General features: G+C 68.2%; 20 protein-coding genes and 2 tRNA genes. 7 read left to right on the top strand and 15 right to left on the bottom strand.

All coding sequences use genetic code 11. From position 1 onward, the window contains the following. Window positions 1-104: 104 nt before the first annotated feature. From ACXAJT_RS01990 to ACXAJT_RS01960, 7 genes are all read right to left on the bottom strand, one after another. Window positions 105-181: transfer RNA gene (locus tag ACXAJT_RS01990), tRNA-Pro, on the bottom strand. 73 nt (window positions 182-254) lie between these two features. After that, a complete protein-coding gene (locus ACXAJT_RS01985; protein ID WP_475232440.1) occupies window positions 255-1,196 on the bottom strand; it encodes a MerR family transcriptional regulator in 942 nt (313 codons plus the stop codon). A gap of 92 nt (window positions 1,197-1,288) precedes the next feature. After that, complete coding sequence (ihfA, locus tag ACXAJT_RS01980) at window positions 1,289-1,591, bottom strand: integration host factor subunit alpha (protein ID WP_066106404.1); 303 nt, start codon at window positions 1,589-1,591, stop codon at window positions 1,289-1,291. Between the two features lie 149 nt (window positions 1,592-1,740). After that, the gene (locus ACXAJT_RS01975; RefSeq protein ID WP_475232437.1) at window positions 1,741-2,712 is read right to left on the bottom strand and encodes a beta-ketoacyl-ACP synthase III; all 972 of its coding nucleotides are present in this window, start codon (window positions 2,710-2,712) and stop codon (window positions 1,741-1,743) included. Next, complete coding sequence (gene plsX, locus ACXAJT_RS01970; RefSeq protein WP_475232435.1) at window positions 2,709-3,815, bottom strand: phosphate acyltransferase PlsX; 1,107 nt, start codon at window positions 3,813-3,815, stop codon at window positions 2,709-2,711. Before plsX ends, ACXAJT_RS01975 begins: the two co-directional genes overlap by 4 nt. 24 nt (window positions 3,816-3,839) lie before the next feature. Next, window positions 3,840-4,046: a 50S ribosomal protein L32 gene (gene rpmF / locus ACXAJT_RS01965; protein ID WP_475232433.1), complete on the bottom strand. Its 207-nt coding sequence runs from the start codon at window positions 4,044-4,046 to the stop codon at window positions 3,840-3,842. Between the two features lie 171 nt (window positions 4,047-4,217). After that, window positions 4,218-4,796 carry a YceD family protein gene (locus ACXAJT_RS01960; RefSeq protein ID WP_475232431.1) on the bottom strand — a complete coding sequence of 193 codons (579 nt, stop codon included), beginning with the start codon at window positions 4,794-4,796 and terminating at the stop codon, window positions 4,218-4,220. A gap of 94 nt (window positions 4,797-4,890) precedes the next feature. On the opposite strand from ACXAJT_RS01960, the gene ACXAJT_RS01955 reads away from it, so the two are divergent. From ACXAJT_RS01955 to ACXAJT_RS01945, 3 genes are all read left to right on the top strand, one after another. Next, window positions 4,891-5,343: an outer membrane protein assembly factor BamE gene (locus tag ACXAJT_RS01955; RefSeq protein ID WP_475232429.1), complete on the top strand. Its 453-nt coding sequence runs from the start codon at window positions 4,891-4,893 to the stop codon at window positions 5,341-5,343. Window positions 5,344-5,353: 10 nt separating this feature from the next. Beyond that, window positions 5,354-6,115 (top strand): GNAT family N-acetyltransferase, encoded by a 762-nt coding sequence (locus ACXAJT_RS01950; RefSeq protein WP_475232426.1) that lies wholly within the window; start codon window positions 5,354-5,356, stop codon window positions 6,113-6,115. A 101-nt stretch (window positions 6,116-6,216) separates the two neighbouring features. After that, window positions 6,217-7,326 (top strand): acetoin utilization protein AcuC, encoded by a 1,110-nt coding sequence (locus tag ACXAJT_RS01945; protein WP_475232423.1) that lies wholly within the window; start codon window positions 6,217-6,219, stop codon window positions 7,324-7,326. 120 nt (window positions 7,327-7,446) lie between these two features. Here ACXAJT_RS01945 and ACXAJT_RS01940 read toward each other — a convergent pair. Next, window positions 7,447-7,520: transfer RNA gene (locus ACXAJT_RS01940), tRNA-Gly, on the bottom strand. Between the two features lie 128 nt (window positions 7,521-7,648). Here ACXAJT_RS01940 and ACXAJT_RS01935 point away from each other — a divergent pair. Then, on the top strand, window positions 7,649-8,644 hold the full coding sequence (locus ACXAJT_RS01935; RefSeq protein ID WP_475232421.1) for a serine hydrolase domain-containing protein: 996 nt from the start codon (window positions 7,649-7,651) through the stop codon (window positions 8,642-8,644). Here ACXAJT_RS01935 and ACXAJT_RS01930 read toward each other — a convergent pair. From ACXAJT_RS01930 to ACXAJT_RS01900, 7 genes are all read right to left on the bottom strand, one after another. Further along, window positions 8,623-10,713, bottom strand: a complete 2,091-nt coding sequence (locus tag ACXAJT_RS01930) for an ASKHA domain-containing protein (RefSeq protein ID WP_475232419.1) — start codon at window positions 10,711-10,713, stop codon at window positions 8,623-8,625. The two genes, ACXAJT_RS01935 and ACXAJT_RS01930, sit on opposite strands and share 22 nt — an antisense overlap. A 101-nt stretch (window positions 10,714-10,814) precedes the next feature. Beyond that, the gene (locus ACXAJT_RS01925; protein WP_475232417.1) at window positions 10,815-11,804 is read right to left on the bottom strand and encodes a phosphoadenosine phosphosulfate reductase; all 990 of its coding nucleotides are present in this window, start codon (window positions 11,802-11,804) and stop codon (window positions 10,815-10,817) included. Between the two features lie 263 nt (window positions 11,805-12,067). After that, window positions 12,068-13,156: a glycosyltransferase family 2 protein gene (locus tag ACXAJT_RS01920; RefSeq protein ID WP_475232414.1), complete on the bottom strand. Its 1,089-nt coding sequence runs from the start codon at window positions 13,154-13,156 to the stop codon at window positions 12,068-12,070. Then, window positions 13,156-13,854, bottom strand: coding sequence for an FkbM family methyltransferase (locus tag ACXAJT_RS01915; RefSeq protein ID WP_475232411.1), 699 nt, complete (start codon window positions 13,852-13,854; stop codon window positions 13,156-13,158). Before ACXAJT_RS01915 ends, ACXAJT_RS01920 begins: the two co-directional genes overlap by 1 nt. A gap of 3 nt (window positions 13,855-13,857) precedes the next feature. Continuing rightward, a complete protein-coding gene (locus tag ACXAJT_RS01910; RefSeq protein WP_475232408.1) occupies window positions 13,858-16,236 on the bottom strand; it encodes a glycosyltransferase family 2 protein in 2,379 nt (792 codons plus the stop codon). Next, on the bottom strand, window positions 16,233-16,871 hold the full coding sequence (locus ACXAJT_RS01905) for a sulfotransferase family protein (protein ID WP_475232406.1): 639 nt from the start codon (window positions 16,869-16,871) through the stop codon (window positions 16,233-16,235). Before ACXAJT_RS01905 ends, ACXAJT_RS01910 begins: the two co-directional genes overlap by 4 nt. Next, entirely contained in the window at window positions 16,868-17,896 is a 1,029-nt protein-coding gene (locus tag ACXAJT_RS01900) for a glycosyltransferase family 2 protein (RefSeq protein WP_475232763.1), read from the bottom strand. Before ACXAJT_RS01900 ends, ACXAJT_RS01905 begins: the two co-directional genes overlap by 4 nt. 191 nt (window positions 17,897-18,087) lie before the next feature. On the opposite strand from ACXAJT_RS01900, the gene ACXAJT_RS01895 reads away from it, so the two are divergent. From ACXAJT_RS01895 to ACXAJT_RS01885, 3 genes are all read left to right on the top strand, one after another. Further along, window positions 18,088-19,014 carry an AAA family ATPase gene (locus ACXAJT_RS01895; protein WP_475232404.1) on the top strand — a complete coding sequence of 309 codons (927 nt, stop codon included), beginning with the start codon at window positions 18,088-18,090 and terminating at the stop codon, window positions 19,012-19,014. A 167-nt stretch (window positions 19,015-19,181) separates the two neighbouring features. Further along, on the top strand, window positions 19,182-20,438 hold the full coding sequence (locus tag ACXAJT_RS01890; RefSeq protein WP_475232401.1) for a vWA domain-containing protein: 1,257 nt from the start codon (window positions 19,182-19,184) through the stop codon (window positions 20,436-20,438). Between the two features lie 114 nt (window positions 20,439-20,552). Next, a complete protein-coding gene (locus ACXAJT_RS01885; protein ID WP_475232399.1) occupies window positions 20,553-22,691 on the top strand; it encodes an OmpA family protein in 2,139 nt (712 codons plus the stop codon). Window positions 22,692-22,844: the final 153 nt, after the last annotated feature.

Here is a 22,844-nt window from a genome sequence, read left to right as displayed (position 1 = left end):
ACGGCCCGTCGGGCCGAAATCATCGTTTATCCTGAGAGGGGTGTCTCGGGCCTCTTCTCTCACCCCGGCGGGCGGACAAGTCAGAAAAGGCGATGAGGGTGATTTGGTCGGGCTAGCAGGACTCGAACCTGCGACCTTCCGTCCCCCAGACGGACGCGCTACCAGGCTGCGCTATAGCCCGACTTGTGGGGCGGTATTTACTGGTTCTGAGCGCAGGCACAACCCCTAATGCGCAAGTTTTTTCACCAATCTTGTCACACCGCCGACTGACCCTCGCGCGCGGCGACGAAGGCGCGCAACGCGGCAAGCTGCGCACGGGCCGACGCGGCTTGCGCGGGGCTTAGCTGCGACAGGGCTGCGAGCGCCGACAGCGGGCCCGGCGCGGGACGCGGAAGCTGGTCGGGCTGGGCGATCTCGGGCAGGGCGATGTCGGGCTGCGTGATCTCGGGCTGGGCAATCTCGGGTTGGGCAATCTCGGGCTGGGCGACGTCAGGCACCGGGAGCTGTGCTGCTGGCGCAGAGGCGGGGTCCTCTGCATCCGCCTCGGGTGTGCCCGCACGGTCCTCCAGAGAATGCGTGAGGAAGTCCGGCAGTGCGTCATCGCCAGAGGCCAGGTGACCCGTTGCGGGCGCGGCTTGTGGATCGGGGGCCCATGGTCTTTCGGGTGCCGCAGGCTGCGGCGCGGGGTCTTCGGATTCGGGAAAGGGCTCTGCCTCTTGAGGGCTCTGCGCCGCAACGGGCTCTGCCGTGTCGCTGGCGGGTGCATCCGCGACCTCTGGGGCGGGTGCGTCTTCGGATGGTGCCTGAGGCTGCGCCACCTGCGGCTGCGCGAAGGGCAGCACGGTGGCAGTCTCGGCGGGCGCCTCTGCATCCTGAGGCAGCGGCGCGGCGGCGGGCGCTTCGTCGGCGTCGTCGAGCAGGCCGGGCGGCGGCGCGATGGCGGCCACATGTTTGACGCCTTGTTCGCGCAGCACCTTCTGCACGCCCTTGATGGTCAGCCCATCGTCGTGCAGCAACTGCCGAATGCCAGCCAGCAGCGCCACGTCGTTCGGCCGATAATAGCGGCGGCCGCCGGCGCGTTTGACGGGTTTCACTTGGGTGAACTTGGTTTCCCAGAAGCGCAGCACATGCGCCGGGGTCTCCAGCAGTTCGGCGACTTCGCTGATGGTGCGGAAGGCGTCGCGCGACTTGCTCATGTGGTCGGTCCCCTCATGTGCGCCCCCCAGAAGAAGCGCTGAGGCTCGGGGCGGAGGGGACGCAGGGTTGAAGTTGGTCTAGGGCGCGGCGCTCAGGACTTGTTGCCCTCGGCCACACGCTCTTTCATCAGGTGCGAGGGCCGGAAGGTCAGCACGCGGCGCGGCTGAATCGGCACCTCTTCGCCGGTCTTGGGATTGCGGCCAATGCGCGCCGCCTTGTCCCGCACCGAGAAGGTGCCGAAAGACGAGATTTTCACCTGTTCGCCGCGCACCAGCGCGTCGGACATATGCTGCAGCACGGATTCGACCAGTTCCGCGCTTTCGTTGCGCGACAGGCCGACCTCGCGAAACACCGCTTCGCTGAGGTCCATGCGGGTCAAAGTCTTGTCACTCATAGTGGCAGCCTCCAAAGGTTGCGGCCAAGCATAGGGGGCAGGCGGATTCCGAGTCAAGCTTGCGCAGTGGCCACATGGCCTGCAAGGGCCGGATTTCGCCGGAGTTTTTTGGCTGAATGGGGGCGAGAGGGCGCCGCGGGCGCGTCTGCTTACCAGCGCAGCACCACCGCGCCCCATGCGAGACCGCCGCCGATCGCCTCGGTGACCACCACGTCGCCGGGTTTGATCTTGCCCTCGGCCTTGCCGACCGACAGCGCCAGCGGGATCGAAGCGGCAGAGGTGTTGCCGTGGTCCTGCACGGTGACCACCACCTGCTCCATCGGCAGACCGAGCTTTTTCGCGGTGCCGTTGATGATGCGGATATTGGCCTGATGCGGCACCACCCAGTCCACCTCTTCCGAGGTGATCCCGGCCTTTTCCATCGCCGCGGTGGCGGTCTTGGCCAGCTTTTCGACCGCGTGGCGGAAGATTTCTTTCCCTTCCATGCGCAGGTGGCCGATCGACTGCGTGCTGACGCCGCCGTCGACGTAGAGCAGATCGCGGAAGTTGCCGTCGGAATGCAGATCGACCGACAGCACGCCGCGGTCGGCAGAGGTGCCGTCGCCTGCGTCGGCCTCGAGCAGCAGCGCGCCGGCGCCATCGCCGAAGAGCACGCAGGTCGAGCGGTCGGTCCAGTCCATGATCCGCGAGAAGGTCTCAGCCCCGATCACCAGCACGCGCTTGGCGGTGCCCGCGACGATCAGCGCGTTGGCATTGGCCAGCGCATAGACGAAGCCCGCGCAGACCGCCTGCACGTCAAAGGCAAACCCGCCGGTCATGCCGATGCGGGCCTGCACCATCGTGGCGGCGGAGGGGAAGGTGAGATCGGGGGTCGAGGTGGCGACGATCAGCGCGTCGACCTCGGAGGCGTCGACGCCGGCATCTTTCAGCGCGGCGGCGGCGGCATGGGCGGCGAGGATCGAGGTCGTTTCGCCTTCGGCGGCGAAATGGCGGCGTTCGATGCCCGAGCGGCTGCGGATCCATTCATCGGAGGTGTCGAGGGTTTTCTCGAATTCCGAGTTGGGGACGATGCGCTCCGGCAGATAATGCCCGACGCCCGCGACCTTTGCCCGTATGCTCATATGCCTGTTCCGCTTTTTTTTGTCTCTGTCTCGTCCGTCGGCTCGGCGGTTGCGGCAGAGGCGGCGACCCGCGCCGCCAGCCTGTCGCCAAAGCCCGACTGTGCGAGGTCATAGGCCAGTTCGACCGCCGCGGCTACCCCGGTGGCATCTGCGGCGCCGTGGGATTTCACCACCGTGCCGTTGAGCCCGAGGAACACGCCGCCGTTCTTGCGGCGCGGATCGACCCGGGCCTGCAGACGTTTCAGCGAACTTAGCGCCAGCAGCGCGGCCAGACGCGACAGCGGCGAATAGGTGAAGGCCTCGCGCAGCAGCTTGTTGATCAGCGAGGCGGTGCCTTCGCCGGTCTTCAGCGCGATATTGCCGGTGAACCCGTCGGTGACGATGACGTCGCAGCGCTTGCCGGGGATATCGCCGCCCTCGACGAAGCCGACGTAATCGAAGCTTCCGGCCTCGGCGTTTGCTGCGATCAGGTCGTGCGCGGCTTTCAGCTCGGCGCGGCCTTTATGCTCTTCGGTGCCAACGTTCAGCAGGCCGACGCGCGGGCGGGTCAGAGAGAGACCGTTGCGCGCGTAGGAGGCCCCCATCATCGCGTATTTGAGCAGATCGTCGGCATCGGCGCGGATGTCCGCGCCCACGTCGAGCATGACGTTGAACCCCTGCGGATTCAGCGACGGCCAGAGCACGGCGATGGCAGGGCGGTTGACCCCGGGCAGCTTGCGCAGCCGCACCATCGACAGCAGCATGAGCGCGCCGGTGTTGCCGCAAGAGACGGCAACGGTGGCCTCGCGGTTGCGCACCGCGTCGAGCGTGGACCACATAGAGGTGTCCTGCCCGTTGCGCATCACGTGGCTGGGTTTGTCTTCCATCGACACGACGGCAGAGGCGTCGCGGATCTCGACCTGGGCGGGCAAGCCTTTGTGCTTGTCCACCAGCGGGCGCAGTTCTGCCTCGGGTCCGTGCAGCAGGAAGCGTACATCGCGATGCTTCCGCGCAAAGGCGGAAAGACCGGCAACGATGGTTGCCGGCCCGCGATCGCCACCCATGGCGTCGATGGAAAGGACCAGAGGCCCGCGCGCTTGACGGTTATCCATAGCGGATGTCATGCGACGACCGGGCCTTTCAGCAATTTATGCCGCGTCTTCGTCCAGGTCGATCTCGTCGGCCAGGGCGACGACCTCACGGTCAGCATAGTGACCGCAGGAGGGGCAGACATGGTGCGGACGCTTCAGTTCGCCGCAGTTGCTGCACTCGTTGGGGTTGGCCGCGACGAGCGCGTCATGGGCGCGACGGTTGTTGCGGCGCGATTTCGATACTTTGTTCTGTTGGACGGCCATGTCTCAACCTCGATTGTTCGCGTGTGGGGGCTATACGAGTGCCCGATAACGTTCGGGCGTGTCCGGCCTCATAGTCTCAAGACATGGCGGCTGGCAACCCGGAATTCCGATGAAGGCGCGAAAATAGGTATTTCTTGCCAAGACGCAAGAGAGATTTCGCACCCGAAGCTCTTAGTTCTCGTCTTTTTCGTCTTTCGAGAGCTGATCGCGCAGCCCGGCGAGCCCGGCAAAGGGGTTCGGACGGGATTCGCGATCCTCTTCCTCGGCCTCTGCGGCGTCGAGGATTTCGGGCGAGGTTTCGGCGGCCTGCTCGGCGCGCTCGCTGCGCGGGTAGGGTGGCAGCGCTAGGCTCAGCGCCTCGGTCAGGATCGACTTCAGGTCGATCACGTCGGGCAGTTCGTCTTCTTCTTCCTCGGGCACCTCGATCTCCGATCCCGGATCGGGTTCGGCGATCTGCGCGGCGGGGCGGAAGACGCGGTTGACCGGCTCGTCGATCCGCGTGGTGACCGGATCGAGGGTGACCACGCAGGGCTGCACCACCGTGGCGCCCAGTTCCGCGGTCAGCCGGTAGGCGCCACCGGCTTCGGGGCTCAGCCGCCCGGCAAGGCGCGCCTTGCGCAGACCCAGCAGCCCAAGCTGCTCGGATATGGCGGTGCGGTCTTCCGCCTCGGGGCGGAAGTCAAAGTCTGTGGGGGAGTCGCGGCGCATCGTCGAGACGCGCAGCCGCGCGGGGTTTCCGCCTCTGTCCATAGGCTGGGCTTTCCTTTGCTTGAAGCGCTTGGCTCGGTTGTGTAATGCGGGATAGAAGGCCCGCGAGGGCAAGGCAAGGGGCAGGACTGCGTCCATGGTATCACGGTTGAGATTCGCGTTTCTGGCCGCAGGGGCCGCGCTGGCACTGTCCGCCTGTTCGGCACAGTATCAGACACATGGCTATGTGCCGCGCGAAGACGAGCTGCAGCAGATCGTGCCCGGCATCGACACCCGCGCCACGGTAGAGGACGTGATCGGCGTGCCTTCGGCCGCGGGCGTTCTGGATCAGGGCGGTTACTATTACATCGAATCGGAAGTCCGCAGCTTCGCGTGGCACGAGCCCGAAGTGGTCGACCGTCAGGTTCTGGCGATCACCTTCGACGGGCAGGGCGTGGTGAACAACATCGCCCGCTATGGCCTCGAGGATGGCAATGTCGTGCCGCTGACGCGGCGGATCACCCGCACCACCGACGGCGAACTGGGCTTCATCCGCAGGCTGTTCGGCAATATCGGCGGGCTCTCCCTCGGCGAATTCGACCAGCAGTGAGGCGCGCGCCATGTCCTCCCGCCCGCAAGACGCTGCGCACGGGGAGGGCGGCGTTCTTCTCTCACGCGGTGGGCTGACCGTCCGGCTGGCCCGCGGGGCAGAGGATGTCGCCGCGGCGCAGGCCCTGCGCGGTCTCGCGTTCTTCGGCCCGGAGGGCGGGCCGGATATCGATCCTTTCGACAACCGCTGCACGCACGCGCTGATCGAGGATCGCGGCGGGTTGTTGCAAGCCTGTTTCCGGTATCTCTGGCTCGAGACCAGCGCCGAGATCGGACACAGCTATTCTGCGCAATACTATGATCTTGCCCGGCTCGAGAGCTATGGCGGGCCGATGCTGGAACTGGGACGCTTCTGCACGCGGCCCGGGCTGGTCGACCCCGATGTGCTGCGGCTGGCGTGGGGCGCGATCGCCGCTCTGGTGGATCGGGGCAATGCGCGGCTGCTCTTCGGCTGCGCCAGCTTCGCGGGGACCGATGCGGCGCGCTACGCCGACGCCTTTGGCGTCCTGCGTGCCCGCCACACCGCGCCGGAGCGTTGGCGCATCGGCGCGAAGGCGGCGGAGCGGGTGCCGTTCCCGCCCGCACATCCCGAGGCGCGCGGCGCCCTGCGGCTTATCCCGCCGCTGCTGCGCACCTATCTGGGGATGGGCGGCTGGGTCAGCGACCACGCGGTGGTGGACCGCAAGATGAACACGCTGCATGTCTTCACCGGCGTTGAGACGGAGGCTGTCCCGCCAGCGCGGGCCCGCGCGCTGCGGGCGATCGCGGGGTAGGCAGGGCTGGCGGTTGGCTTTCGGAAGGGGGCGCTGCCCCCTCGCCGCTGCGCGGCTCACCCCCGGCGTATTTGTGAAGAGAAGAAGAGGGGACGGGGCGTTTGGCTGTGTTCGTTGGATCTCAGATTTATCGCGGCTCGCGCTACGGCGCTCTGCACCCGTTGTCGATCGAGCGGGTGCCGGCGGTGATCGATCTGTGCCGCGCCATGGGTTGGCTGCCCAGTTCGGACTGGCGGCTGTCGCCGCGCGCCAAGCCTGCGGCGCTGCGCGATTTCCACGCGGCGGACTACGTGGCCGCGCTGCAGGCCGCCGAGGCGGCGGGCGAGGTTTCCGAAGAGACCCGTCTGCGCCACGGGCTGGGCACGCTGTCGAACCCGATCTTTCCAGAGATGTACCGCCGCCCGGCCACCGCCGTCGGCGGCGGGCTGCTGGCGGCGGAGATCGTCGCGGCAGAGGGCGGCGCGGTGTTCAACCCCGGCGGCGGCACGCATCACGCATTGGCGGATCGGGCCAGCGGCTTTTGCTTTCTCAACGAGCCGGTGCTGACCATCCGCCATTTGCTGCGGCTGGGGATGCGGCGGGTGGCCTATGTTGACATCGACGCGCACCACGGTGACGGAGTGGAGATCGCCTTCGACGGCGCCGAGTCCGTGCGGGTGATCTCGGTGCATGAGGCAGGGCGCTGGCCGTTCACCGGCGCGCTAGAGGATCGGGCCGGCGGCGCCGCCTTCAATCTGCCGGTGCCGCGCGGCTTCAACGACACCGAGTTCGCCCATGTGCTGCACGAGATGATCCTGCCCGCGGTCGCAGATTTCCGCCCCGACGCGATCTTCTTGCAGTGCGGCGCCGACGCGGTGCTCGAAGATCCGCTGGCGCGGCTGGACCTGTCGAATGTCTCGCACATCCGCGCGGTGCGGGCGCTGCGCGATTTGGCGCCGCGGATGATTGTCTCGGGCGGCGGCGGCTACAACCCGTGGACCGTGGCGCGCTGCTGGTCGGTGGTCTGGGCGGCGCTTTCCGGGCGCGAGGTGCCGGACCGGTTGCCCGAAACGGCGCTGGGGGTGCTGGGGCGGCAGGTCTGGGCGCGGCGGGGGCGGCCTTCGGAGGCGCTGCTGACCACGCTGCGCGACGCGCCCCGCGAGGGGGGCATCAGCGACGAGGTCCGCAGCGGCGTTGCGACGCTGCGGGCACGGCTGCGGCCCGAGGTCTGATCCGCCGAAGTCTGATCTTCCGACAGGGAACTGCGCTGGCCTGTTTTGCTGGGGCCCGGTCTTGCTGGGGCCCGTCTTGCAGTGGCTTGCTTTGCGGCAGCTTGCTGTGTGGGGGGAGGCTGGAGCGGGTAACGGGAATCGAACCCGTAACTTAAGCTTGGGAAGCTCGCGTGATACCTTTTCACCATACCCGCGCTCTGCTGTGCTGATCTACTGACGGCGCGCGGCGTCGTCAAGGCAGCGCGTTGCGGAAATTGCGCCCCACGCGGCTGTGAAGTGCCGTAGGCTTGCCGTCGTTGCCATGCCGCGCAAGCTTAGAGCCATGAGCCAGTTGTTTTGCCCCTCCCGCCGATCTTTCCTGACCACCTCTGCGGCCGCGCTCGGCCTGTCCGTGGCGGCGCCTGCCGTAGCGCAATCCCGCCCGTGGGCGGACCGCGCCGAAGCACTGGACCAGTTGCACGCGCTGCTGGTCTGGAAGGGCGGCGCGCCGGCCTTCGAAGAGGCGTTCCGCGGGCCCGGCCTGAACCGCATCGCCAACGTGAAGTCGGTATCAAAGACGCTGGTGGCGCTGCTTACCGGCATCGCGATCGATGGCGGTGAGATCGAGGGCGTGGACGCGCGCATCCTGCCGCTGCTGGGGCGCGGTGCCACCGGCGACAGCCGCGATGATCTGACCGTCGGCGATCTGCTGTCGATGCGCGGCGGGCTGGTGCGCACCTCTGGCGGGTCTTACGGTGCCTGGGTGGCCAGCGACAATTGGCTCGACAGCGCCCTGCAGCCCAATCCGCAAGCGCAGCCGGGCGGGCGGTTCATCTATTCCACCGGCGGCTGGCACGTGCTTGGCGCTGCGCTGAGCGAGGCCACCGGGCAGAGCCTGCTGAGCCTTGCGCGCGGCGGTCTTGGCGAGCCGCTGGGGATCGATTTCGCGCCATGGGTACGCGATCCGCAGGGACGGTATCTGGGGGGCAACGACATGGGGCTTACCCCGCGCGGTCTGCTGCGCATCGGCGAGATGGTGCGCCAGCAGGGCCGCTGGGAAGGCCGGCAGGTGGTGTCTCAGCAGTGGCTGGAGACCTCGTGGCAGCCGCGCGCGCGCTCTCCGTTCTCGGGCGATCAATACGGCTATGGCTGGTTCCTCACGCGCTTTGACGGTGCGCAGGCGGCCTATGCGCGCGGCTACGGCGGGCAGATGCTGGTGGTGGTGCCCGAGCGTGAGATGGTGATCGCGATCACCTCGGACCCGATGCGCCCGGCGCGCTCGGGCGGGTATTTCGGTGATCTGCGCGCGCTGGTGGATCAGATCGTCTCGGAGGCCTGACCGCGGCCGCGCCGACGGCGCCCGCCGCCCTCGCCGGTGTTGAACTGCGGCTCCGGCAGCGGTGCCACGCCGCGCAGTTCGGGGAAGGGCGCGGCGGCGTGGGGGATGGCGCTGGCGGCGACGAAATGCTCCTGAAAGCGTGGCTCGACGGCGGTTTCGACCTTGGTGATCTGCCGCACCTGCGCCTCGATCCGGCGCCGGGCCTGCAGGCTGCACAGCGCGATGCGCGCGCCGGTGCCGGCGGCATTGCCCGCCGAGGTGACGCGCTCGGGCGGCACATCGGGGATCATCCCCAGCACCAGCGCATGCAGCGGCGAGATATGCGCGCCGAAGGCCCCGGCCATCACCACCCGGTCGACCCGCTCGACGCCCATCTCATCCATCAGCAGCCGCGCCCCGGCGTAGAGCGCCGCCTTGGCCAGTTGGATGGCGCGGATGTCGCCCTGCGTGACAAGGATGCGCGGTCCGCCCGAGGCGCTGCCGTCGTGGATCAGGTAGCCATGCGTGCGGCCTTCGGGGATCATCCGCGCCGAACCGGTCTGCGCGGCAGAGCCGATGAGCCCGCGCGCATCGAGCAGCCCCGCCATGCGCATCTCGGCCACCGCCTCGATAATGCCCGATCCGCACAGACCGGTGACGCCGGTGCTGGCCGTCGCCTCGGCAAAACCCGGATCGTCGGACCAGAGCGGGCAGCCGATCACCCGGAAGCGTGGCTCTTTGCTGATCGGATCGATCCGCACCGCCTCGATCGCGCCGGGGGCGGCGCGCTGCCCGGCGCTGATCTGCGCGCCTTCGAAGGCCGGGCCGGTGGGCGACGAGCAGGCGAGCACGCGGCGCCGGTCGCCCAGCAGGATCTCGGCATTGGTGCCGACATCGACCACCAGCACCAGATCATCCGAGCCGCCGGGATCTTCGGCCAGCGCCACGGCGGCGGCGTCGGCGCCCACATGCCCGGCGATCAGCGGGAGAAGATAGACCTGCGCTGCCTCGGGGAGCGTCTGGAGCCCGAGGTCGCTGGCCTTGAGGTCGAGCGCCGAAGAGGTGGCGAGGGCAAAGGGCGCTTGCCCCAACGGCGTGGGGTCGAGGCCGAGCAGCAGGTGGTGCATCACCGGGTTGCCGACGAGCGTCAGATCGAGGATGCGGTCGGTGCCGATCTCGGCCTCTGTGGCGAGGTCATCGATCAGCCCGGCCAGTGCCTCGCGCACGGCGGCGGTCATCTGCGCGGCGCCGCCGGGGTTCATCATCGCGTAGGACACGCGCGACATCAGATCCTCGCCAAATCGGATCTGCGGGTTCATCCGGCCTGCCGAGGCGACAACTGCGCCGCTGCGCAAAGAGACCAGATGCGCGGCGATCGTGGTCGACCCGAGATCCACGGCGAGCCCATACACATCGCCCTCGAGCAGAGCTGGCCATGCCGCGATGATCTGCGGCGGCTCCTCGCTGCGGGCGCGGTGCAAGGCGACGGTGATCTTGTTCTCGCCCTCCTGCAGCGCCTGCTGCAGCCGTGCCAGCACCGTCAGCGCAGGGCGGGCACCCGCGATCTGCCACTGCGCCTGCAAAGCCTCGGCCACCCGTTCTGCGTCGCCGCTGGGGGCGTGCATGTCGGCGGGCGTTACTTCGATGAAATGCAGGCGCACCGAAGGGTCCATCTCGACGGCGCGGGCGCTGGCCGACTTGCGGACCACCTGACGGTGCAGCTGGCTTTCGGGCGGCACGTCGATCACCACGTCGTGTAGGATGCGGGCCTGACAGCCAAGGCGGCGGCCTTCGGGCAGTCCGCGCTTGTCGTCGTATCTTTGTTCGGTGGCATTCCACTCGGACAGTGCGCCGGGCTCGGAGGTAATGCCGTGTTTGGCAAACTGGCCGAAGGCCGGGCGCACCTGGCATTTCGAGCAGATGCCACGCCCGCCGCAGACCGAGTCAAGATCGACCCCCAGCCGCCGCGCCGCGTCGAGCACGGCGGTCCCTTGCGGCACGCGCCCGCGTCGGCCCGACGGGGTGAAGACGACGAGCGGCTGCTGCGGGCTTGAGGGCGGGCTTGGGGGCGGGGATGTTTCCTGCGACATGACGCCAGTCTGCGCCCGGCAATGCGCATGGGCATGCCGGAAAACGCCATCTGGTGGGCCGGGCGCGGCACCGGCGGGGGCGGCGGCTCCGGTTTGGCGTATCAGGTTTCGGGGGCGGCGGGCTCGGCCCGCAGCGCCTCGAGACGGCGGCGGAAGCGCGGCGCGTTCATCCGCGCGGTGACATTGGCGCAGAGCCATTCCGCCAGCAGAGGCCGGTTTTCCGCATCAAGCCGGTTCAGCAAGCGCCGCAGATACGGCACATGGGTGCGCCTTGCGCGCAGCAGGCGCGCCATCTCGGCGGTGTCGAGCCTGTCCTCGGCGGCGGCGGCAAGCAGCGGGTGCACCAGATCGAGGTCCAGCAGATCGCCCTGCAGCGCGTCGCCCATGTAGGGCAGGCGGAAACGGGTCACATTGCGGCGCTCGAAGAGCGCGGCGTGCATGGCGTCCATCCGCTGCTGCGGATCGTAGAGCACATAGCCCGCCTGAGCGGCATCCAGCATGTCGGGGGCGTAGCCAAAGCGCGAGGTGAAATCGACGCGGCGCATCTCGGGGAAGCGGTCGTCCCATTCGGCAACGCGCGGATCAAGCGTGGCCTGCGGCTGCAGCAGCACCACCCGCGCGCCCGGCGCGGCGACAGAGAAGGCGGCGGCGGCATAGCCGCAGGGGCCGGCGCCGTAGAAGATCACCTTGTCGAACTCGTCGAAGAACCCGTCGTCGAGCAGTTGATCGAAAAAGCGCGTGATCTCGGGATCGCGGAACCACGTGTCGGCGGTGCAGATCACCGACAGGTTCGACCAGCCCTCGATCGCCTGCATCTCCCAACCCAGCGGCGTGGCGGTCTGGCTGTATGCGGAAATGCCGGGCATGCTCTCGAAGGTGACTAGCAGCGTGTCGCCATCCTCGACGAAGACCGCGTGGTGCCGCTTGCCCAGCGGTTCGGCAAAGCCGTGCTCTTCGCCGATCTGGGAAATGGCGTTTATCCAGTCGCCGCGCTGGTAGGCGCTAAGATCGACGTCCGTCAGGTCGAGCTCGTCGTCATAGGCGGGCCGATCGAGAGGCTGTTCCGCGCTGTCCTTCATGATATCTGCCATTGTCCTGTCGCTTCCGGCACCGTCCCGCAAAACATTCACTTTGAAACCCTCCGCGCCCGTCCTCGGGAGACCTGCCGGACCGGCGGGACCGTGACGAGACGCGGGCGGGACGTGCCCGGTGTCAAGGTCAGCCTGATCGCGGAATGGGGCGGAACTGTGTGGCTTTATGGGTAATATGGCGGTGTTACGGCGGCAAGAGAAATTGACCTTCGCGTCAAGCACGCCGCGTGTCTTTGTCGCTGTGAAAAAGGGTGATTTCGCGCTCACGCCCCGTCGCCGAGACGCGCGCGTCTGGCGGCGGCAATCAGCGGGCGGGCAAGGTCGGGGCCCAGCGGGCGCGACGGCGGGGTCATCAGAAGCCGCCCCATCAGCGCGCGGTAAGGCTCCTGCGCCATCAGCTCGGCAAACCGGCTCTGCCGCCAGCGCACCGCGGCGGCGTGCAATTCGGCGAGCCGCGGATCGGCGGCCAGATCCGCGCGCCGCGCTGCGGTCGCTTCCGCCAGGGCGGAAATCGAGAGGTCCTCGTCGGTGTTGAAGTTGCGCTCGACCCAATAGTCCAGCCCCAGAAGGTGATCGCTGTGCACCGCGCGCCCGCGATCGGCCTTCAGCACGTAGCTTTCCATCGCGCCCAGCGGGTAGTGGTTGAGCTGCGCCAGACGGTAGTTCGACTGCCCGTAGTTCGAAAAGATGCGCCGGGTGCGGAACTGCTCGTCAAGTTCGCGCCCCTCGCCGTCGAACCAGCGGGCCGCGTCGATCCTGTCGGGGTCGGGGCTGCGCGGGCGGTGAACGCCGAGCTCCCGGTAGGTGCCGTCGTTGCGGTAGAGCGTCTTGAACATCGCCGAGCGCCACGGCCAGAGCATTCGGACCGGCGCGGCGCGGGTGAATTGCTGGGGCACCGGCACGTCGCGGTAGCTGACCACCCCGGCATTGCCAAACAGCCGCCAGGTGAGCGGGATCGCCGTCGCCTCGGGCAGCGCGGCGATGAGCGCGGGCAGCGTGTGGTCGCCGGTGTGCACGTTGACGAATTCATCCACGTCGAGCGGCAGCAGCCAATCGGCCTGCCGCACGGCGGCGGCCTTGTCGGCCAGCTTCAGCCCGGTGAACTGGATGCCGCCCTTGTCGTAGGGGCCGTCATTGCGGATGTGGGTCAGCGGGGCGATCTCGGACAGCCGGTCGAGCATCGCATCGGTGCCGTCCTGACAATCGTTGCTAAGCGCCACGACATGGCCAACCCCGGCGGCATAGTGATGCGCCAGCCAGTCGAGCAGGAAGGCCGCCTCGTTGCGCAGGCAAATCACGGCGGTGATGCTTGGGGCGGTGACTCTTGGCGCGGTGATCGTCGCAGCCGCCATCACCAGCCCCGCCGGAAAGTGACGACTTTGGCCTCGGACGCCTTGGGGAAATAGGTCAGTCCGGCGCGCTGCATGGCGTCGAACACCGCCTGCACGCCGCGCTGGCCGATCCACTGCGGGTGAAGCTCGATCACCGCCACGCGCAGGCAAGACCAGTCGCCCGCCGGCAGCAGGTCGGCCTCGGCGCCTTCGATGTCACAAACCAGCACGTCGGGGCGGCTCTCGGTCAGCACCTGCGGCAGGCTGTGCTGCGGTACCTCCACGGTTTCGGCGATGCTCTCGGGGTCGCTGTCGCGGTCCATCGAAGAGGCGAGAAAATTGCGCCGCACGTAAAACGGCACCGGAGCGCCGCCGGTGGGCGAGAGCAGGGCATTGCGCAGGTCGACGTTGGTCACGCCATTGGCCGCGTGCACTTGCCGGATGTAGGGGATCAGCGCCGGGTTGGCCTCGTAACTGACCACGCTGGCCACCTTGCGGCGCACCGACAGCAACGTCGACATGTAGCCGATGCCGCCACCCAGTTCGAGGACACGGTCGCCTTCGTGCACCACGCGGCGCACGGCGTCGCATTCCTTGCGCTCGTACGTCTCGGCCTTGATCGCGCCGCGCACCCGGCCAGTGGTCAGCTGTGGGTGCTTGGGAATGCGCAGCCCGCGCGAATAGAGGTAGGGGTCGCGGGGCGGTTTCGCGGCGTCCATCGCTCAGCTCTCCATGTCCAGCGAGAGCGCCCATGCGACGCGCTCGGCGGGGGTGAGGCGCAGCGCCAGCGCCTGATCGTAAAGCTCGGCAAACTCGGCCGTGGCGCGCAGTTCGGCGGCCTTGGCGCGGTGCCAGTCCTGCCCGGCGCGGTGCAGGCGCGCCAGTTCGGGATCGGCCAGCAGCCGGTCCATCTCGGACCGCAGGCGTGGCAGGTTGCGCTGGATCGTCGTGTCGCGGGCCCCGGACCAGTCCATGCGGATCCAGTAGTTCAGCCCGATTGCCCGGTCGACATGCAGCGCCCGGCCACGCTGGCGCTTGATCAGATAGCTCTCGGCCGAGCGCAGGGCGTAGTGGTTGAGCTGCACCAGATCGTAGCCGATGGATTTGCGCGAATTGCGCCAGCCGTTCTTCAGCACCTCCGAGGTCATCTCGCGGCCTGATCCATTGACCCATCTGACCGTGCCTTCGGCACCGTCGCGCAGCTTGTTGGGCCGGTGGCACGACAGTTTGGCGTAGGCGCCGTTGTTGCGCATCAGCGTCTTGAACCCCCAAGTGGTGTGCGGCTTGGGGCAGTAGCGCGGCGCGCAGTCGGTGAACTGCGAGATCACCGGCGCGTCGTCCAAGCGCCTCACCCCGCCATGGCCGAACAGTCGCCATGTCAGCGCGAAATGGCTGGCCTCGGGCGCGGCGGCGAAGAGATCGTCGAGCGTGCCGTTGCCGGTGCGGATATTGATGAACTCATCCACGTCGATGTGCAGCAGCCACGCGGCATCGCGCACCAGCGGCTCATGCTGCGCCGCGTCGAGTGCGTGCTGCTGCGGCGAACTGCCCGACCACGCGCTGTTGTCGCGGTGCTGCAGCACGCCCATGGCCTGCAATCGGTTGAGGATCGCATCGGTGCCATCGTCGCAATCGTTGGAATAGATCAGGAAATCGTCGATGCCGATGGCGCGGTGATAGGCGATCCACTCGACGACATACGGCGCCTCGTTCTTCATGCAACCAAGGATAACCCGCCGCGCGGCGGCATCCTGTTGGCGCTGGGTATCGGCATAGGCCGGAGCGGTGGCGGTTTCGTTGATGGTGCCATGATTGTCATGCGGCAGCCATGGCGAGCCCTGCAGCGAGGCCAGTTTCTGCGCCACATGCGGCGGCAAGGCGGGGGCGGCATTCGTGGGGCGTGGGGGCTCGTCCGCGCAAGATCGATGGTGCCCCTCAGCCGTGGAGGAGGCAAGCTCGTTCAGGCCCGCCTGCGCTGCCGTCTGCTCTGCCTTGGCCTCTTTCGATCCGCGCTCGATGCGCCAGCGGAAGGCCATGAGATACTGTGTGGCACGAAACCCGTAGAGCGGATCGGCCTCCTGCCACGCCGCCGGGGCGCCTCCGGTGTCGAGCGGGCCAAGGCGCAGCCCGGTGTGCTGCGCGCAAAGACCTGCGATGTCGTCGGCAAAGCGCTGGTTCACCGCCTGCAGCGCCGCCGGGTCGAGCGGCGCGCCCGGGACCTTGATCTCGGTCAGCAGACGCCGCCAGAGCGGGCGCGGCAGCAAAAGGTCGGGATCGGTGGCAAGCCGCCGCAACAGCACATCGTTCATCCGCCGCACGCGGCTCAGCCATGCGGCGGCGGGCGGGGCAGGAGGCGCGGCAGGCTCGGCCCGGCCGATGGTCTCGTCGATGCCGAAGGCGGCGCGCAGTTCCTCGGTGATCGTCTCGCTGTAAAGCTGCGCCGGATCGAGGCTGCGCAGATGCACCTTGCCGGCGCCGAAGACCGTCTCCCAGCCACGCTGCAGCCGCGCAAGATCAAGCCAATGCGCCGCGCCCTGCGCCTCGGGGAACTGCCCGGCGCGCGGATCGCGCGGCGGGCGGGTGCGCAGCGCCGCCTGCCACCAGTCGGGCGCCTGCAGCAGCCCAAGCTCCAGATCGAGCCCACGGGCGCGCCCCTCCATCAGCTGCGCCGCATAGCTGCGTGCGAGCATGCGGGCGGGCGTATCCACATGCGCGACGATATGGATGTCTTCGCTAAGCGGGGTGAGCAGCGAGCGCAGCCGCTTGAGTTCGGTGGCGCTGACCAAAGCCGTGCCAAACTGATGCGCCGAGAGGATCAGCACATCGGGCTGCGCCGCCTCAACCTCGGCGCGAAGCTCTTCCGCAACCCGTCCGCGCAGCATTGCCTGCGCCTCGGGCGCGGCGCAGCCGCGGCTCCAGCGCAGGGCGTCCACCGTCTTTGGATCGCTCACCGCCATGTAAAGCCGCGTGTGGTTGCGCGCGCCGGGACTGCGCGCGTAAAGCACGCCGCGCTTGGCCAACTGGCGGCGCTTGCCGTCCAGAACCCGCTGGAGCCGGTCGGTTGTCTGCACCTCGGGCCCGATGTGAATGCAGATCCTCATGGCTTGCCCGCCGCCGCGCCGCGGCGTCCTTCAAGGTTCTCGTTGGCCTTGCCCCACCAAGGCAGATCAACGCCGAGATGGGCCGAGATCCGCGCCGGAGCCTGCGGGTCGTCGATGTCATAGGCCAGAAACCGCGGGTCGCCCGCGAAGATGCGCTGCAGGAAGGCGTGATGCGCGGCGATCCATTGGGCCCGCTCCAGCCGTGTTTCGCCATAGCCCGCGGGCAGGCCGGGGATCGCGCCGCGCGGTAGGCGATTGCTGCCAAGATCGGACCAGCGCAGCATCGAATGGGCCATGGCCTGCGGGTCGCGCATGGAGGCGACGAACTTCAGATCCGGGTGGCGGCTGCGCAGCGCTTCGATCAACCCGAAATCGGTCTGCGGCCAGAGGCAGAGCCGGTGGTTGAGCACGCTTATCTCGGTCAGCGCGTCGAGCCCGCCGAGCCGCTGCAGCGGATCGCCCGAGCCGAAGTAGCCATCATAAAGCTGCCGCGCGACGAAGCTGCCCGCCAGCGCCGGATCGGGACATTTGCCGCGCCGGAGCCGGTGGTCTGCGACGCGCAGGCCGGCGCGTTCCAGCGCCAGGCCCAGCGTGGTGGTGCCGCTCTTGGGCAGACCGAGATTGACGACGATCACCGCGCGGCCTCCGCAAGCCCCAGTTCGGCGATCAGCTCGGCCTCACCGGGGGGCAAGGCGGGCAGTGCGGCAAGATGCGCGGCGCGGGCGGCGATGTCGGGGCGGGCGCGCAGCATGCCGACCTTGGCGCGATGCGCCTGCACCGACACATCGTGCAGCCGCGCGACGTCGGGCAGGCGGCGCAGTTCTGCGATCTCGGTCTCCAGCGCGGGCAGCATGCGCAGGATCGAGCGGTCTTCCCACGCCGGATCGTTGCGCTCCTGCCAGTAGGTCTCGTCGAACACCCGGCCGTCGCGGTTCACGTCGCCGCGCTCGGTCTTCACCAGATAGCTGTCGATCGAGCGCAGCGCATAGTGGTTCAGCGTGGCGAAGCGCCGCGCTCCGGCGGCGGGGAATCTGCGCATGCGGCGCGGGCGCGCGGCGGTGAGGAAGGGCTGGGGCACCGCACGGCCGGCGCCATCGGTCCAGCGCTCGGGCGTGTGCCCCTTGCGCGCGAACGGCCGGTGCGCGCCAAAGTACTGCAGCGGAAAGTCTCGCCGCATCAGCGTCTTCACCTCGATGGCGCTCTGGTCGCACCACAGATCGGGGGTGTGCGACCGGGTGAACTGGCCGATCACCGGATGATCTTCGAAGACCTCGACACCGCCATTGGCGAAGAACTGGAAATGCAGCGAGATCGCCTGCGGCGCGCCGCAGGCGGCGATCAGCGCGGCAAAGCTGTGATCACCCACATGGATATTGGGGAACTCGTCCACATCCGCCACCCAGACCCAGTCGGCGGCGGTGACGCGGGGCTGGCGCGCGGCGTCCTTAAGGGCTTCCATCTGGTAGTTGCGGCCCTGCGCCGGGTTGGGCAGGTGCTGCACCCCGGCGGGTGCCAGCGCATCCAGCAGCGCATCGGTGCCGTCGTCGCAATCGTTGGAGTAGACCAGAAAGTCGGTGACGCCGATCAGCCGGTGATAGGCCAGCCATTCCAGCACGAAGGGCCCCTCGTTCTTCACGCAGGTGACCGCGCAGATGCGCAGCCCGTTAGCCGCTGATGTCACCATGGTGCTGCCCGTTCCCATCCGGAGGTTTCGCCCCCGTGTTCTTGCCCGGAAGCATTGCATCTTGCCCGAGTTGCGTCAACGCGCGGCCCGCGCCGCGCCGCGCAGAGTTCTTGACAGTTCTTGACCGGCGGCGCCCGGACGGGCAGCAAGGTGACAGGAGGAGGCACATGATGGATCACCAAGGCCCCGAGCTGCCCGGCTCGATCGATGCGGTGCAGCAGATGCTGGCGGGCACCGGCTATGTCTGCCCGCGCGCGCTTGGCACGGTGCTGTTTCTGGCGCTGCGCCTCGGGCGGCCGCTGTTTCTCGAAGGCGAGGCGGGGGTCGGCAAGACCGAGATCGCCAAGGCGCTGAGCCTCGCCACCGGGCGGCGGTTGATCCGGCTGCAATGCTATGAGGGGCTGGATGCGGCCACAGCGGTCTACGAGTGGAACTTCCCGGCCCAGATGATCGCCATCCGCGCCGCCGAGGCGGCCGGAGAGGCCGACCGCGGCCAGTTGCAACGCGATCTTTTCGGCCCGGACTTCCTGATCGAGCGCCCGCTTCTGCAGGCGATGCGCCCCGATGAGCACGGTGCGCCGATCCTGCTGATCGACGAGCTCGACCGCACCGACGAGCCCTTCGAGGCCTTCCTGCTTGAGGCGCTCAGCGATTTTCAGGTCACCATCCCCGAGCTTGGCACGATCACCGCGCCCGAGCCGCCAACGGTGATCCTCACTTCCAATCGCACCCGCGAGGTGCATGACGCGCTGAAACGCCGCTGCCTCTACCACTGGGTTGATTATCCCGATTTCCCCCGCGAACTGGAGATCTTGCACGCCCGCGCGCCCGAGGTCGCCGAGGCGCTGTCGCGGCAGATCGTCGCTTTCGTGCAGGCGCTGCGTACCGAGGATCTGTTCAAAAAGCCGGGGGTGGCGGAAACCATCGACTGGGCGAAATGCCTGTTGGCGCTCGACGTGATCGATCTGTCGCCCGAGGTGATCTCGGACACGCTGGGCGCGATCCTGAAGTATCAGGACGACATCATGAAGATCCAAGGCTCCGAGGCCAAACGCCTGCTCGACGAAGCAAAATCCTCCCTCGAGACCGCATGAAGCTTCGTCTAGACGAAAATATCCCGGGGGTCCGGGGGCAGCGCCCCCGGCTGACCTGTGTCCGGGGGCAGCGCCCCCGGCTGGCCTGTGTACCGGGGCAGAGCCCCCGGCTGGCCTGTGTCCGGGGCCAGAGCCCCCGAAGATCCTGCATCTGGTGTGCGCGGTAGATGGCCGAGCAAATCCCCCTCACGCTCCCCGAGCACCCACGCCTCGCGCAGAACATCCTGCATTTCGCCCGCGCCCTGCGCCGCGCCGGACTGCCGGTGGGGCCGGGGCGGGTGGTGGATGCGGTGCGCGCGGTGGAGGCGGCGGGCTTCACGGACCGGATGGATTTCTACTGGACCTTGCACGCCTGTTTTGTCTCGCGGCCCGAGCAGCGGCTGGTCTTCGCGCAGGTGTTCCGCCTCTACTGGCGCGACCCGCGCTATCTCGAGCACATGATGTCGATGATGCTGCCCGCGGTGCGCGGCGTGCAGGAGGAGACGCAAGCGCAGGCGGCCGAGAAGCGCGCCGCGCAGGCGCTCCTTGGCGACGCGCTGCCTGATCTGCCCGAGGAGGCAGCGGAGGAGGAGGCGACGAAGTTCGAGGTCGATGCGTCCTTCACCGTCTCGCGCGAGGAGCGGCTGAAGTCGCTGGATTTCGAGCAGATGTCGACCGAGGAGATCGCCGAGGCCAAACGCATGCTGGCGCGGCTGACCTTGCCGGTGAAACCCTTGCCCTCGCGCCGCGGCATCGCGGCGACGCGGGGGCGGCGGATCGACGGGCGGCGCAGCCTGCGCGCGGCGCTGCGGCAGGGCGGCGAGTTGCGCGCGCTGGCGCATCAGCGTCCGCGTGAGAAATGGCCAAACCTCGTGGTGCTGTGCGATATCTCCGGCTCGATGAGCCAGTACTCGCGGATGGTGCTGCATTTCCTGCACGCGGTCGCCAACCGCAAGGGCGCGGGCTGGGCCAAGGTGCATGCCTTCACCTTCGGCACCCGGCTGACCAATATCACCCGGCATCTGGCCACCCGCGATGTGGACGCAGCGCTGCGCGCGGCGGGCGCCGAGGCGCAGGACTGGGAGGGCGGCACGCGCATCGGCGGATGCCTGCACGCGTTCAACCGCGACTGGAGCCGCCGCGTTCTGGGGCAGGGGGCTGTGGTGCTGCTGATCACCGACGGGCTCGACCGTGATGACAGCGGCGTCTTGGCCAAGGAAATGCAGCGGCTGCATCTCTCGGCGCGGCGGCTGATCTGGCTCAACCCCTTGCTGCGCTGGGATGGGTTCGCGCCAAAAGCCGCCGGCATCCGGGCCATGCTGCCGCATGTGGACAGCTTTCGCGCGGGCCATTCCATCGCCTCCCTCGAAGCTCTTGGCGCGGTGATTTCCAGCGCTGGCGACAGTGGCGAGAAGGCGCGGTTGATGGCGCTGCTGCGCGCTTAGGCCAGGTGTTCCGCACAAAAGGTGATTATTATTTAGACGTTTTGCGCGAACCTTTTGGCCTTCTCCACGTTGCCCCCTCATGCCGCGCAAGCGGAGAGGAGAAAGGACGAGGAAATGACCAAGGGTCTTCTGAAATCGACAACCATGCTGGCGCTGGCGGCAAGCCTCGCGATGCCGGTTGCCGCGCAGAGCCAAGGCAACGCTGCCGATTGTGCCGAGACGCCCGACGCACCGAACTGCGCGCCGCAGGCGGCGGCAGAGGGCAAAGCTGCTGGCAAAGCTGCCGGGCCGCAAAAGCGGGAGGCGGCACAGGAGGAAGCCGCTGAGAACGTGAAGGCGCAGAAGGCCGAAGGCAAAGGACCCCGCGACGCTGGAGCCGAGACGCAGGCCGCCGCGCCCGAGGGCGCGCATTCGGAGGACACCAGCGAGACCGCGGACGCGCAGACACCCAAGGGCAAGGACGCCCGCGACCAGAAGGCCGAGGGCGCGGAGCTGCAACCGGAGGAAAATGCTCAGGCGCCGGCGAACACGTCGGGCGAAGCGCAGGTGGCGCCCAAAGCCGATGCCGACACCCAGCAAGCGCAGGAGCCCGGAGTCTCCGATGGCGAGGCCAGCACAGCTGAAGCCGCCGAACCGAAGGTCGCGTCCGAAGAGCAGGCGCCGGAGCGCGCAGAGGCAGGTGGTACGGCCCCCGAGCAGCCGGCAAGCGGCGAGACCGCCGAAGCTCCTACGGCTCAGCAGGACGCGGACGCAGGCCCGGAAGCGCCGCGCGCCGATCAAACCGCGCCCGAAGCGGCACCGACCGCGCAACCGAATGCAGAGCAGCAGGACGTTGCCGCGGACGATCTGGCCAAAGACCTGCAAGCTCAGCAGGATGGTGCCGTAGAGACCGCGCCTGAAGGACAGGCGGCGTCCGAGCCCGCTCAGGGCAGCGACGCGCCAGCCACGGCAGCGCAAGCCGAAGCCAACGCAGATGCCGAGACGGCTGGCGAGATCGCGTCGCAGGACCGCGCAGAAGACCGCGGCGCCGAACCGGCGCAACAGGAGGAGCGCAGCACTCAGACCCAGGGCGACGATGCGCAGCCGCGCCAGTCTGCCGAGGACACCCAGTCCGCCCCGCAGGAGCCCACACAGCCGAGCGCCGAGGCACAGGCCGAAGCGGTGGCCCGTCAGGACACGCAGCAGCCTGCCGCCGCAGCAGCCGCCGCCTCTGACGCGGCCAGCAGCGAGGCCGAGATGTCCGAGGAGACCCTTACCGATGCCGACGTGCGCAGTTCGGATGAGGACTTCGCCACCGACCTTCAGGCCCGCGAAGACGCAGCGCAGCAAAGCCGCGACGAGCGCGCCGATCGCGAGGACGACGATGAAGACGGCCTCAGCAACTTCGAAAAGGCGGCGCTGCTGGGGCTGGGCACCTTCGCGCTGAGCCAGATGATCGGCGATGACGCGCAGGTGGTGCAGAACACCGGTGACCGTGTTGTGGTCGAGGAGAACGGCCAGTACCGGGTGCTGCGCAACGACGACGTGCTGCTGCGCCAGCCGGGCTCCGATGTGAAGACCTACCGCTATGACGACGGCTCGACCCGCACCGTGGTCGCCTATGACGACGGCACCAGCGTCGAAACCATCAAGGCGGCCGATGGCCGGGTGCTGCGCCGTGCGCGGATCCTGCCCGATGGCCAGCAGGTGACGCTGTTCGACGACACGCAGCAGGCGCGCGACGTTGTGGTGAGCGATCTGCCGAAGGCGCGCACGCAGCGCCTCAACTTCCGAGATGTTCAGGGCGAGGACCTTGCCGCCGCGCTGGCCGCGCAGGAAAGCGGCGGCGTCGATCGTGCCTTCTCGCTCAACCAGATCCGCAACATCGACCGCGTGCGCCATCTGGTGCCCGAGATCTCGGTGGACACGGTGACCTTCCAGACCAACTCCGCGGCGATCCGCCCCGGCGAGGCCGAGGAACTCGCGGCGCTCGGCAATGCGATGAAGCGGATGATCGAGCAGAACCCGTCGGAGGTTTTTCTGATCGAGGGCCATACCGATGCGACCGGGCCGGCGAGCTACAACCTCGCGCTCTCTGACCGCCGTGCGGAATCCGTGGCACTGGCGCTGACCGAGTATTTCGAGGTGCCGCCGGCGAACATGGTGCTGCAGGGCTATGGTGAGAGTGATCTCGCGGTGCAGAGCCAAGGCGACGAGCGAGAAAACCGCCGCGCCGCCGTGCGCCGCATCACCACGCTGCTGCAGGGCGAGTAACGCTCGGCCTCATCTCACTCAGACCAAAGAAAGCGCCCGCCCGGTAGCCCGAGGCGGGCGCTTTTTTGTTGGCGCTGCATCGCGCTTTCTTCTCTTTGAAAATACGCCGGGGGTGAGCCGCGCAGCGGCGAGGGGGCAGCGCCCCCTCACTCG

This window comes from Salipiger sp. ABF4_146, assembly GCF_056161345.1.
The sequence above is the reverse complement of the archived record's forward strand: the minus strand, read 5'-3'. Positions and strand labels throughout refer to the sequence as shown.